Source organism: Peteryoungia algae (assembly GCF_030369675.1).
Taxonomy (GTDB): domain Bacteria; phylum Pseudomonadota; class Alphaproteobacteria; order Rhizobiales; family Rhizobiaceae; genus Allorhizobium; species Allorhizobium algae.
This window is the reverse complement of the sequence record NZ_CP128477.1, coordinates 2,732,281-2,745,698: the sequence shown is the minus strand read 5'-3', so window position 1 is coordinate 2,745,698 and position 13,418 is coordinate 2,732,281. Positions and strand designations below refer to the sequence as shown.

Sequence of the window (13,418 nt, the reverse complement as noted above, 5' to 3'; positions counted from 1 at the left end):
CTTTCGATCCAGTTCTTGGGAAAGTCTTCCAGAATAGATCCAGGCTATGCAAAAGGTTGCGCGTGCCGTCACCTGAAAGCAATGCCAGATTGACTTCATACGCGGCGGCTGACGCTGTTGCGTTGATCCCCTGATTCGGGCAGTTGGCTTCCAGGAGCGATCCGTGGGGTAGCGGTTAAACTCGTCAAGCGGGCGTTCCGCGACCATCAAAGGAAGGGTGGTCCCTTTGAGCGCTTCGCCGTTGATCTCCGCATCATGCCCATATTTTGATGTTGCGGAACGTGGCGGTCGCAGGTAGCGCGCGGTCGTTCATGACACCCGCAAGGGCCTCAGATCGGGGGGCCCACAAGTTAGCGTGGAGGCGCATGGGCAGATGAGGAAGCGGCGTCGGATCCCATCCGACTCGCTGGTGGACTGCCTTTCCGTCTACCGACCACGTTATGCAGCCCGGGCGCCAGTCTATCGCATACAGATGGAAGTCGGAGGCTGCATTGAACCCGAGGTCGATCCGACAGGGCGAGCCGCGATAACCATATTCGATCGCTGAGCCGTCGTCGCCCGGATTGAAGTATACGTTCAACAGTATGCGTCGCGGATCGTCGCCTGTCAGCTCGATATCAATCTCTTGCCGTGGCGAAGCCCGATGCAGAAAGAAGCCGGTAACAAGCCCGGCTCCGCAGGCCGGCCTGATCTCCGCTTCGAACCGACCGTGTTCAAAAGACCGCACCGACGCAAAGGCTCCCGAGCGATATTTTCTATTGCCGCTTTCAACCTTGCTCAGCACGAGCTGGGCACCATCGGCGTTCTGCAACAACCCATCTTGACTGAACGCGGCACGATTGCCGGGAAATGTCTCGATCGCGGCTGGAAGTATTGCCGTGGGTGTAGTCATCGCCTCGTTGACGAGGCAGTCGCCCACAGGGTGGATGCTTCGCATGGAGGCTGTACGATTCGGCCAGGCCCGGTCAGGAACCAAGGCCCAAGCTGAGTCGTCTGTCAGACGCTCGGGACGGATGCCGTTGACTTGTCTCACCGGCTCGTGCCGATCGTCTCGCAGGATCCGCCATGATCTGGGAGCACCCGAGGGAAACGCATAGGGCGGCGGTGTGAGACCGAGCAAAGCGCACAACGGTTGCCACATTTCGTCGCTGGGTTCCCTGGCGTCGAATGCGACAGTGCGTGATGGCGGCAGTATTTCGCGGTTTTGCTGGCGATCCAGCCTGGGAGCCCCTTCGAGCACGAACCTGGAGTCGGACCGCGCTATCATTGCAGCGAACGCCTTTTCCGAAAGTGGCGCATCCACGAGCGCGTCGAATGTTGTCAGTATGGATGCCAGATCTTCTTCACCCAGCTCTTTCTCATCGCCGTCGAATACTCGAACTCGGAGTCCAAGCATTGATAGGGCCATGGCCAGCCCTTCGCGCTCGCGTTTGGCGGTCCATGCAAAAACCGGTCCTGCCGCACTTCTCTTGGGGACCGGCATTGAGTTCGCGTCAACGATTCCCGCACGCGCCAGATATGGGAGGATGGAATGGGAATTGTCTGAGCCTCCATCATCTCGTTGGAGGACCACAGGAGAAGAGAGCGCAAGCGCTTGCAGCTTTTCGAAGCAGTAGTTGATCCACATGTCAACCGGCCCGACGACGGGCATTGACTCCAGCAGGATCCGCGCACCTCTGCGGGACAGAACGTAGCCTGACAGAAACCATAGACCACGCAGCGGACGAAAAACGGCGTCGCAGGCATCCAAGCGCGCGGCCGTGCCGCCGGCGTCCTCGTAGGAGAAGTAGAGAAGATCTGGTCCTCCGCGCCCCGCCAGACGCTGCCATGATTCGCGCCATCCTCGATCGATGGCCGCAGCAGCACCGCACGCGAACCATATATCATCTTCCAGCACCAGAACGTGTTCCTGCTGACCAGAGGCGATCGCCTTCCATGTTTCTATGTGCGACCGTGCGACGGCCACTTCCTGTCGGGTCATCCGGACCGTTTCCGAGGGGTCGAAGCACTCTTCAAGCCTCGTGTCCGGTTGAACGAAGAGCTGATGCGCCAGCCGGTATGTCTGATCAACGTCGGAGGTCGATGCAATTTCACGACCGTCTCGCGCGTCAATGGCGGGAAGTCTGTGCGATATCGTCCACAGCGGGCGACCGTCGAAGGTCTTGTACCGGTTCAGCTCGCGCATCGTCCGGCGGAGCCTTCGTGGCTGGCGATCAAGGTTTATGATCATAACCATTCCGATCTTGCCCGCTCCGGTACCGAATGCTGAGATCTGACCGGCCGGAATGACGCTCCACAATACGCGAGAGACACGGAAAGCAAGCGCCCGCAGTGGACCGAAGACGTCCTTGAAACCTTTTGTAGACCTCATCGCCGAATGACCTCAGCAACCATAGACGTTGCGCCAGTTGCGAGAGTCGCCTCGGTAAGAGAGATCCCATTTCATTTCCGCTATCGCGTTCCAATCACGCAGGAGCTCAAAATCGAAGGGAAGGCTGGCTTGATCGAGCTCCCGGGCGTGAACCACGAGAGCGATGGTGAAATTCCCGGGTCCCGTCGTTGCTTGGATCTCTGGATTGTCTTCTGCGCAAAGGAGCCTGGACGTCGCACGGTCAAGAGCTCTACGCAGAATTGGGTGGCCGGACGGCGAGGCGATTGGGTCGTTGTTGACGTAGAAATTCCTGCTACCCTCCGGCAGCTCCGGAAGCCAGACATCGGCTGCAGGCATCATTCCTCCGGCAGTGATATCATAGCAGAGGGGCTGTATTTTGAGTTTGTCGTTTCGAAAGATCTGCCTCCACTCGTCTCCCAGTAGGACATCGTCGGCATCGACGTAAAAGCCGCCCTCGGCCAGTATGAAGCACATGCGGAAATAGTCGCAACGCATCGCAGGATGGCTGCAACGCGCAAACGCCTGCCGCTCTCTCTCGCCGTAGGTATCGGCAATGTAACTTGCGGCACTGGCGTCTTCGAACAGATGGAAATCAAATCCTTCGTCGGCAAGGCGGTCCCAGCTCTGGAGACATGCATTGACGTCGTCCGGAAGTTCGGTCAGGTCGTGCCAGTATCTCAGTAGCCGCTTCGGAATAAGCGGCGCGCCGTTGGTGGGCCTATCGTCGCTTCCGGCCGGGATCTCAACCTGTCGTAGTATCAGGTTTCTAACGGCGGCGGAACGGGCAGGCTCGTCGTTCTCCAGAGTTTGTGGGTCGAAGTCCATTTCTCGCGAATCCGTGTTCACATAGTTCGATCTGGATCAGGCATGGCATTCGTTCCCGTCGTCGGCGCTCCGGCATCCAGGTATGCTAGATAACGCGGCGAGTGTTTCAGCAGATACGCCCGTCCGTCGACCACGAATCCATCCAGTCCGTGTTCGATGGCATAGGCATCAAGATCAACCATGTTGTTGATGAATCCTTTGCCGTTGAAATTGAGAGACGTGTTGCAAAGCACTCCGTAACCGGTGCGCGACCGGAATGCTTCCAGCAGGTTGCACAGCTCCAGGTTGCTGGACCGTGTCACCGTTTGGAGGCGAGCTGTCCCGTTGACGTGGGTGACGGCCGAGAGAGCATCGGTGGTTGCTCGGTAGGTGTAGAGCATATGAGGGCTTTCACGATCGCATCCGAACCACTTCTCGGCCTCGTCCTGCAGGCAGACAGGGGCGATTGGTCGGAACTGTTCGCGCTGTTTGATCTCATTCAGCCGAACCCTTGTTGCATCTCGAAACGGAGCTGCCAGGATCGATCTGTTCCCCAGCGCGCGAGGTCCGATCTCATAGCGGCCGTGCGCCCATCCGAGGATAAGGTCGTTTGCCAGCATTGCCGCGACCCGGTTATCATCCTTCTCATAGATGTCGTACCTGCTCAGGTCGACAGGACCGCCCGTCCGGAAATCACGACCCGCGTAGACGTTCCAGTCGATCTTTGGATTGCCAGTAAAGTAGAACTGCGCATCGATAGCAGTGCCGATCGCCGATCCCGAGTCGTTGGCGACGGGGGGAACGAAGATCTCAGAAAAGAGATCGGTGTCCCGCCATTTGGAATTCCAGTCGCAGTTCAGACCGCAGCCACCTGCGATCACGAGTGGTAGCCCGCCTTTCAGATTCTCCTTCGCAAACCTGTAAAAGCGATCGAAAATCGCATCACTATAGATCCCTGCGAAGTTTCGGAACTCTGCGTCCTCGAGTCCCACATTGAGGTGCGGCGCGTCTGCGATCTGGTCGTAATCGCTGAGCTTCCGGTAGGGATCGCGCAACAGGAAGCTCATCAGTCGCTGTTCCTCCGCCGTGGGGACGTCGCGTGTCGAGAACGATGCGATCGCCATCAACTTGCCGGCGTCAGAGGCGCGAGGATAGGGCCCGTCCTTCGGAAAGGATGGATCGGCCAGCCCATAGAGAAGTCCGTATCGGTTTCCGGGCTGTGTGAGCGCATCGCCGATCAGCGTGATGTTCAGCTCCGGATCGATCTCGTAAAAGGAGCCCATCTCTCCTTCCCAGACGAGTGCGTAGCATGCAGTGCCTTTCGGGAAAGGCGACATGCCGAAGGCGCAAAGAATATGCGATCGCTCGTGCGTCGAAGAGAAGTAGTTGACCCTGCCTCGAAGCAGCCGTCCCTTGTCCACAATGGTGCCCGAGCCCGAGACGCCCCGATAACCCGAGTTCCTGTGCGATCCATGAAGATACTCATGGTGGTCGCGGGGCCACCATCCTCCCATACATATGACATCCGGCAAATCGTCAAGCTCGCCAATGGCGTCGAGGACATCGGCTACTGACAGATACGAGTATCGGTAACCGGAGTCCTTCTCCGCCTCGATCGAAAACATCAAGCGGGAGTCTTGGAGATATGTGATCGCGCCGTCGTGGCCAGGGTTGTATGAGAGAATATTCATTTTGACTGTTTGTTCGTTGAACCGCCATGACATCACACGGCCAAGTGTAAAATTGCAACCGCCCTTAGAGCGGATTAGCATCAAAGTTGTGATGTGATAGTTTAAGCTGTGGGAGGCGGGGAAATTGGCGTTGGCCGACGAAGCGCAGTCGCGGGTTAGCCATCGCAAGTCTTTAGCTCACATTTGCAGATTCTCTTCCGGCGCCACAGTAGACATTTGAGAGTAAGGATCTGACCGCGTTGGAATATTTGACGCTGATGCAGCCAATGACTGATGGGGTCGGCGATTCGAGCCGGTTCAACACCAAGACGCGAGCGAAGAAATATCGCTGACACTGCTGCTGCAATGCTCAATGTGGATGACAGGCAGCAGCCGAGACTCAACCAATTAACAGCTGGATCTTCATCGCGCCGACACCTGTCGGTGAGCAAGCCAGCCCTTCAATATGTCGGGCGGAGCATAGGGCGTTCGTGACAACGAAGCGATCTGCGCCTCCGATCGGCCAGCAATTAGATAAGACTGCTTAGTCATAGCTTCGTTCATGCGCCTTACGTCCATGGCTGTTAGACGTTCCATGTGCACGCCGGGAGCATCGCAGTATCCTACAGCAACATCAGGCGCTATTGGCATGAACTGAACCCAGCGTGCGTTGAGAAACGCATCTCCGCGCATATCGTCTCCGAGAATGAACGAGGTCCTTGCGGGTGCTATGTAAATGGCTAGCCCCATTGTTCGGAATTCTTCCAGCATTTCGTCAGGCATCGGAGTAACCTGCGAAGCGATGCGCGCGTTGTTCATCTCGCGCAGAGCATCCTTCGGGTCCTTCTCCCAACGCTGGAGGTGCTCATGCCACTGCTGTTCTGTGGCAATTTCCTTCACGACGACCAGCAGGTCTTCTGGAGTGAGAAATCGTTGATGCCAGGCCACAGTGCGCTTCTGTGCATGGTAAACATAGGTGTGCCACAGATCCAAATGCGTTCGATGCATGATCGGCGTCACCCTAGCCCGCACTTTGACGAGGAACTCCTGGATGAACGGCGCTACAGCTCTCTCCAACCGACCAAACCAATATTCAATCGAATGGTCGCGTACACCGTTTTCATCAACAAGCGTGTACAGGTGGTCCTCGACAAACAGGTTAGACGGCTTGGAGACGCGAACCTCTCCAACGGGCATGCCCCGCCGCCAGAAGAATAGGCCCCCGCTCTCGTTGGCAAAGTTTCGCTGTACCATCTGTGGAACGTAGTGATGGCGGTGCGGCGCGTTGCGCGACATAAGGTAAACTCGGTGCTCTGGCGTTACAAAATCTCTTTCGAGTGCCGATGGACGGAGAGGGTCACCTGTTGCGTAGTAAACAGTTTCTCACTCCCGTCCGAGCCAGTGTAAGCCGAAGAAGCCTTCGATGTCATGATCGCAACGGTCGCCTATTCGGGTTGCTGCCCAGCCTGAGGCCTGGAGCCTTGCCGAGCAGCGCTTGACATGTCATCTGACGCCGCCGCTATCCGAAACCAATGGCGATCGAGGGGGAGAACGAGATAGACTTTGGTGAACACAACGGTGCAGATACGCGTGTGCCTCTCAACATCCGGTGGTCATGTTTCGATTTATCCATTCCAGCGATCTTCATCTCGGAAAGCGTTTCGGCAACTTCGAGGGTGACTTGCCTAGCCGCTTGCGCGAAGCAAGACACCTCGCAATCACTCGGCTGGCTGCACACGCGAGAGAGCAAAACGCAACAACGGTGCTGCTGTCTGGAGATACCTTCGATACCGAGACACCCGCACCGCATGTGCGCCGCCAGGCTTTCGCCGAGATGGCGCATGATCCCGCAATCAGTTGGGTCATCCTGCCGGGCAATCACGATTCCTTGCAGGCCTCGCAACTCTGGACGGCGCTGCAGGCAGAAGCGCCTGAAAACGTCGTGCTCGCGGTCGATCCCCGGTCGATCGAATTGGCAAGCGGTGTCGTCCTGTTGCCCGCGCCGTGCACCACCCGTCGCCCCGGCAGAGACCTGACGGAATGGATGGATGGTCAAGCCACACCCGATGGGACGCTGCGGATTGGACTGGCTCATGGAGCCATTCGCAGTTTTTCAGAAGAGGGTGCCGCCTCCGAGGTCATTGCGCCAGACCGGGCAAGACGCGCGGGGCTTGACTATCTTGCGCTCGGCGATTGGCACGGCATGGTGAGTGTGGACCCGCGAACCCATTATTGCGGCACGCCAGAGCCGGACCGCTTCAAACATGATGCACCAGGCACGGCGCTCCTGGTTACGATTCCCGGTCCCTCGATGCTCCCTGAAATCCAGGCCTTGCCTACGGCCACGTTCGCCTGGCAAAGCCTTAATCTTCATCTGCTCGAAGGCGACGCCCCAGAGGTTTCCCTCAATTCTCTGCTGCCGGCTTTGAGGGAACGCAGGAACTCGCTGATCCGGGTGGTGGCATCGGGGCATAGCCGCTTGGCAGGGCGCGCGGATCTCGTCGCTGCCGTTGTGAAGGCAGCCCCAGATTTTGCGTTTCTGCAGTTAGACCACGACGAGCTGGTCACAGAATGCGAGCTGGAAGACCTTGACCAGATCGATCGCGGCGGCGCTCTGCGTGAAGCTGCCAATGCTCTGCTCGCCGAGTCTATGGACGAACGTCGACCATTGTCTGAGCGTGAGATCGCGCGAGCGGCCTTGATGCGCCTCTTCTCCTACACACAGGCGATCACGCAATGAAGATCGCGGCCCTGCGTCTCTTCAATGTCAAACGGTTCGGCGGCCGGGGTGTGGCGATCGAGGGTATCGGCGACGGCGTGAACGTGCTTTGCGCCGCCAATGAGTTCGGCAAATCGACGAGCTTTGAGGCCCTACATGCACTCTTCTTCCAACCTCATTCGGGCACTCCGGGTGATGTTCAGAGATTGCGCCCCTATAGCGGCGGGAACCCATTGGTCGAGGCCGATATTATGACCGGCGAGGGCAGCTTCCGAATTACCAAGCAATATTATGGTGGGCGGTCGGCACGTGTGGTGGATCTTGGATCCGGCCGTCTCGTCGCCCAGGCAGATGAGGCAGAAAACTTCATTACCAGCCTGATCAGGGGAGGGACCTCTGGACCTGCGGGCCTCCTGTGGGTGCGCCAGGGCATCACCGGTATGGAGAAGCGAAGCCGCACCGAGGAAGAGGGCGAAAAACAGGTTCGCCAGAGCCTGCTCGAATCCGTCCAGGGAGAGGTGGAAGCCGTCACCGGCGGGCGCCGGATGGCCGAGATCATGGCGGCAGCCAAGGAAGCTCTCTCAGACATGGTCACGGCGACCGGCAGACCGAAAGCTGGCGGTCGCTATGCAGCTGCGATCGAGGAACGGGATAGGCTCGCCGCGGATGAGGCGCGGCTGGCAGCCGAGGTAACCCGATTGCGCCAAGCGCTGGACCAACGCGCGAACGCAGCAGCGAGGCTTGTCGAACTCGACAGCCCTCCGGAAAGAGAAGAACGCAAAGCGGCCATTGAGAAAGCCCAAAGCAAATTCGATGGTGCTAAGGCGCAGAACGAGAAACTGAAAACGGCAGAAGCGGAACTGAAGCTCGCCCGCGAAAGGCGAAACGCGGCAGAGCGGGAATTCAAGGCGTTTACTGAAGCTCGGGAGAAGGCAGCCCTTCTGCAAGAAGATGCAGCTTCTGCAGAGATCAATAGGGCTGAAGCGATAAAGCGGCGCCGGCAGGCGGCCGACGCGATTGAAAAGGCTCGTGACAACGTGGATTTCGCGGAGGCTGAGGAGCAGGATATCCGCGAGCGGCTAAACCGCCACGACGCGGCAACAAAGGCACACGAGGCGCACAAGCGCCTGGCCGACTTGAAGCAGCGATTGGCCGAGGCGGAGAAGCTACGTCAGAGCATTGAAGAGGGTGACGCCCAACTCGCACTTCTGCAAATCCCGACGAAGTCCATCGAAGAACTGCAAGCATGCGAAGTCGAAATCGCCAAGCTGCGTGCCATCGATGAGGCCGCTCGCCCGTCAGTCTCAATCCACTACGAAGCCGATACAGCCGGAACGGTGACCCTCGACGGCAAGCCCTTGGTAGATGGCGAAGACCGGACCTACAACGGACATGCTCGACTTGAAGTCGCAGGAATTGGGACAATTACCTTGCGTTCGAACCGCCCCGGTCGGAGCGTCAACCAACTGGTGCAGGCAGAAGCGGCAAGAACCGACTTACTTGCGTCAATGGGCGTTAATAGCCTGTCTGCAGCGCGAGACAGGCAGGCAAGGGCACAGCTGGCTGATGCTGACTTGCGGGGATTGAGAGACCGGCTGTCCTTCATTGCTCCAGAGGGTCTGGCGAAACTCAGAGAGGAAGTCGAGGCAGGTAGCACGATCAGCCTTGAGGGTATCGACCTGGATGAGGATCCGGCGCTGCTTCGCACCGCGCTGGCACAAGCCGAAGAACGCCGCAAGCAGGCGCGTCTCGCCCTCCGTGAGGTAGAGCCAGACCAGTCTCGTGCCGATAACGCATTCGTCGCCGCGGAGACGAGAGTGGCGTCTCTGATTTCCGATCAGGCACAGTTGGCTGTGATCCTCGGGCCGGAAGAAGTGCGTGCTGAGCGCGAGCGCTTGTTGTCGGCCACGCTGACCGATCTGGACCAATCGCTTTCTGAGGCGGAGGCGCATGTCCTGAAGCTCGGTACAGATGCCGGTGATCTCGCGTCGATCGAAGCGGCGCTGACGCGTGTTCGCTCGATCGAAGCAGCAGTCGACAAGGAGATCAATACACTGCGGGAGACCATGGCCGGACTAAACGCAGAGATCCGGGCACAATCCGACGAAGCCGTGGAAGAGAAGTGGCGGGAGGCTTCGGAGGCACTCAATACGTCGACTGCGCGGGTGGCTGCATATGAGAAGGAGGTGGCTGTCCTCCAGCGTGTGACCACCGCCTTGGAAAATGCCAGGTCTGAGGCTCGTGAGCTCTACCTCAAGCCTGTTATGGCTGAGCTTGGACCGCTGCTCAAACTGCTATTCGACGATGTTTCGATCACCTTCGATGACAAGACGCTTCTACCCCAGACTATTCTGCGCAATGGTCAGGAAGAGGATGTCGACCGCCTGAGCGGCGGAATGCGCGAGCAGCTGTCAGTGCTGACCCGGCTGGCGTTTGCGCGGCTTCTCGCACGTGACGGCCGGCCGGCCCCCGTCATCCTCGATGATGCGCTAGTCTATTCGGATGACGACCGCATCGAGAAGATGTTCGACGCACTCCACAGGCAGTCTCGAGACCAGCAGATTATCGTGTTCTCCTGTCGCCAGCGGGCGTTTCAGAGGCTCGGAGGTAACGTGCTGCAGATGAGAGATTGGCAGCCATAGAGCCAAGCTCGAACAGTATCTTGCCCAGAGCGATTACCGCGGCTAACCGAATCAAGAGCAATTGTTTCGACTTCAGGAACACGGGACGGCCACGGTTGTGACCGTCCCGTATTGCACGTCTCAGTTGCCTCAAGAGTACACAGCAGCGACGAGGCGTCGGCAGGCGTCGACCAGGTTCTCTTCCTGAAGCAGCGCTCCACCAATCAGGTACATGACATCATTCCCATAGGCCTGGCGCATTTCCGGCACTCGGCTGAACGTCATCCCGCCCCCGGGGGCGGCCACAATCGCACTCGGCCCGCCTATGTCGTCCGCACAGGCTTTGGCGATCGACAGGCATTCATCCCGGGTGAAACCGAACCGGCCGCCGAAATTGGGATAGATAACCGCGTCGGCGCCCATTAGCCTATGCAAGGTGCCGAAGAAGCTGCGATGGGAAAAACCGCAATCGGGCGAGACAACGTTTGCGCCGGAAAACGCAGGGTGGGCGATTATCGGTAGCGAGAAACCCGGATCCGCGGCCAGGGTTCGGATAATATCGTAGCCGGCCATTGCCGGAGCAATCATCACGGCGCCCGCGCCGGCCTCTTGTGCCAGCATTGCACGCTCGACGATCAATGTCGCAGGACCGGTGGCATTTGGTACGAAGCTTGTGCGCCCGCCCGTCTTCGAATTCGCCTCACCGACTGCCTCGACGCAAGCCCGGAGCCGCTCCTCGAACGGCGACGTCTTCTGGTTGACAAGCCCATGATCGTCTTTGACGAAGTGCATTCCGCCGAGCGCGAAGTCATGGGCCAGACGAGCCAGTTCAGTCGTCGAAAGTCCGACGGGTTTGATGGCCGACATGAGCAGCGGGGTTTGGCCTATGCCAGCCCTCGCGCGCAGTCCGGCAATGCCGTGGCGAGGTCCCTTGCATAACGCCACGATGCCCGGCGACAGCGTAATGTCTTCGACCTTAAGGCCCGGCTTGATTGAACTGTTGCCGAAGACGATGTTGAGGAACTGCAGGAAATCACCGCCAACATCATCCTCCGAATAGGAGATGTCGGCGAGGTATCCCGGCCTGCCGGCTGGGTCCTTCTCCAAGGTCTCCAGTCTGCCGAGTATCTCATCCTCGACATAGCCCTTCGGAACGCAGCTGCGAGGGATCTCCACTGTCTGTTCCAGCGCGATGTCGAGGGCGCGTTGTTTAGCCTCCTCTGCATCACTTGCACGAACGAAATAGGTGACGCTGAAGCGCGGAGCCATCAGAGCGCCTCCGCCTTCTGGGCCGAATGGACATGATCGAGGCGAACTTCTGCGAGCTCATTCTCACCGATATCAAGTAACTTGCCGGTGAGTTCCCCGACCGCGGCTACAAGCGCATGGGCATCGAGCCCGTACTTCTTCATGAGATAGGGTTTTGACGCGCCGTGGGCGAAGGTATCCTTGAGGCCGAGACGCTTCAGACGGATGCCAAGCCCTTCTTCGGCCAGGATTTCCGCCACCAGGGAGCCGAGCCCCCCGATGATCGTGTGGTTCTCCAGCGTAATGATACCCTTTTTGCCGCGCACTGCTTCGATCAGGCCTTCACGGTCGAAGGGTTTTAGTGTGGAGGCGTGCAGATGATGAACGCCGACGCCGCGCGCCATGAGCGGCCCCGTGGCACGCAGGGCTTCCTCCGTGCAAACGCCGCAGGAGACGACCAGAATGTCGTCACCCGTCGACAGTGTCCGCAGTTTGTTGAACTCAAACGGCGTCGAGAACAGCCGCGGCACCTCGCCACGAAGGATACGCACATAGACGGGCCCGTCGATGCTGTCGGCGACTTCGAGCACGGTCTCCACTTCCGTTGCATCACCCGTTTCGAGGATCGTCATGTTCGGCACGGCGCGCAGGATAGCGATGTCTTCAATCGCCTGATGGGTGATGCCGCCGGGTGTAGTGATGCCGGGGAGAAAGCCGATCAGGCGGACCTTCCGGTTAGAATAGGCGATAGAGTTGATCAGCTGGTCGTAGGGCCGGCGATAGAGAAAAACCGAAAACGTATGGATGAATGGGCGGTATCCCTGCATGGCGAGGCCACCGGCAAAGGAGAGCATGTTCTGTTCGGCCATGCCTAGCGACAGGAACTGCTCGGGATGACGATCCCGGAAGCCGTCAACCTCGCAGGACGAGGTGAGGTCGGCAGAGAGGCATAGGACTTCGGGCCGCGCCGTGGCGAAGGCTTCAAAAGCCGTAGCATAGGGTCGGTTGACAATTTCGACCATGATCAGGCTCCTTCCATCGCGTTGAGATCGATGCCGAGTGCAGAGGCAAGTGCGACCTGCATTTCGTCTCGTTCCTCGGCACTCTTGAAGCGGACATAGTGCAGGCGTGGGAAACGCTTCTTCAGAAAATCCATGCCCTGATAGGGCGAGGTATTGGCAAGGATGACCAGAGGCTTGCCGGTTTCGGCACTGCTTGCGGCGTTCCGGAGCGCATCAAGGTCATGGCCGTCAACCGAGCGGCATGTGACGCCGAAGGATGTGACACGGGCTCCGAGATCGCCGAGATCGAGCACCGATGACATGGCGCCGTCGCATTGCTGACGGTTCACGTCGACGACGACGCGGATGTTGTCGATCTGGTGGTAGCTCATCGCCGCCAGGCATTCCCAGGTCTGCCCCTCCTGGAACTCGCCGTCGGACATGTAGACCCAGACCTTGCCGGGCTCTTTCTTCCGGAGTCTTGCCCAGGCGACGCCCGATGCCATGGAGAGCCCCTGGGCGAGGGACCCGGTCGTCACTTCCATGCCGGGGCTATGCTCGGCACCGATCATTTCGACCGAGCCGCCGTCCTTGTTGAAGTGGTCGAGCGCATGTTCGTCCATCCGGCCCGTCTCGATCAGCGCGGAATAGATCACGAGCGCATAATGGGCGGGCGAGATGAAGAAGCGGTCGTATTCCGGGCCCACGGGCCCGTGATAGCCAGCGCCGGTGAAGGCATCAGGATTCTCGGCCGAGGGAACGCCGCGGAACGGGAGTGGTACCTTTGGCAGCGTTGGTTCGCCGAGTGTCAGCAATTCGTTGTAAAGCAGGGCCAGGCTTTCTGCGGCCGAGCAGGCCTGGCTGAGATAGCCGCCATTGTGCTTCATCGTATGGAAGAAGACACGGCGCCGGATGCCGAGTGCGATCTCTTCGGTGGATTTTTCGTTGGGCAAGCTCATCGTC

At 58.9% G+C, this 13,418-nt stretch carries 9 protein-coding genes; 2 read left to right on the top strand and 7 right to left on the bottom strand.

Annotation, left to right across the window (positions count from 1 at the left end; translation table 11 throughout):
- Positions 1-253 precede the first annotated feature (253 nt).
- The 4 genes from QTL56_RS13045 to QTL56_RS13030 form a co-directional block, all read right to left on the bottom strand.
- A complete protein-coding gene (locus QTL56_RS13045; RefSeq protein ID WP_245137963.1) occupies positions 254-2,185 on the bottom strand; it encodes a family 16 glycosylhydrolase in 1,932 nt (643 codons plus the stop codon).
- A gap of 198 nt (positions 2,186-2,383) precedes the next feature.
- A complete protein-coding gene (locus QTL56_RS13040; RefSeq protein ID WP_245137964.1) occupies positions 2,384-3,217 on the bottom strand; it encodes a glycosyltransferase family 32 protein in 834 nt (277 codons plus the stop codon).
- Between the two features lie 17 nt (positions 3,218-3,234).
- On the bottom strand, positions 3,235-4,821 hold the full coding sequence (locus QTL56_RS13035) for a carbamoyltransferase C-terminal domain-containing protein (protein ID WP_289393194.1): 1,587 nt from the start codon (positions 4,819-4,821) through the stop codon (positions 3,235-3,237).
- Positions 4,822-5,289: 468 nt separating this feature from the next.
- Positions 5,290-6,162, bottom strand: coding sequence for a DUF4238 domain-containing protein (locus QTL56_RS13030; protein ID WP_245137966.1), 873 nt, complete (start codon positions 6,160-6,162; stop codon positions 5,290-5,292).
- Between the two features lie 319 nt (positions 6,163-6,481).
- Between QTL56_RS13030 and QTL56_RS13025 the strand changes: the two genes are divergently transcribed.
- Complete coding sequence (locus QTL56_RS13025; protein WP_245138032.1) at positions 6,482-7,606, top strand: metallophosphoesterase family protein; 1,125 nt, start codon at positions 6,482-6,484, stop codon at positions 7,604-7,606.
- A complete protein-coding gene (locus QTL56_RS13020) occupies positions 7,603-10,227 on the top strand; it encodes an AAA family ATPase (RefSeq protein ID WP_245137967.1) in 2,625 nt (874 codons plus the stop codon). Before QTL56_RS13025 ends, QTL56_RS13020 begins: the two co-directional genes overlap by 4 nt.
- A 129-nt stretch (positions 10,228-10,356) precedes the next feature.
- Here the strand turns inward: QTL56_RS13020 and QTL56_RS13015 are convergent, their stop codons facing one another.
- The 3 genes from QTL56_RS13015 to QTL56_RS13005 are packed head-to-tail and all read right to left on the bottom strand — an operon-like array spanning position 10,357 to position 13,414.
- Positions 10,357-11,475, bottom strand: a complete 1,119-nt coding sequence (locus tag QTL56_RS13015; protein ID WP_245137968.1) for a RuBisCO large subunit C-terminal-like domain-containing protein — start codon at positions 11,473-11,475, stop codon at positions 10,357-10,359.
- Entirely contained in the window at positions 11,475-12,476 is a 1,002-nt protein-coding gene (locus tag QTL56_RS13010; RefSeq protein ID WP_245137969.1) for a transketolase family protein, read from the bottom strand. The genes QTL56_RS13015 and QTL56_RS13010 overlap by 1 nt, the downstream gene beginning before the upstream one ends.
- A 2-nt stretch (positions 12,477-12,478) precedes the next feature.
- On the bottom strand, positions 12,479-13,414 hold the full coding sequence (locus tag QTL56_RS13005) for a transketolase (RefSeq protein ID WP_245137970.1): 936 nt from the start codon (positions 13,412-13,414) through the stop codon (positions 12,479-12,481).
- Between the last annotated feature and the right edge of the window lie 4 nt (positions 13,415-13,418).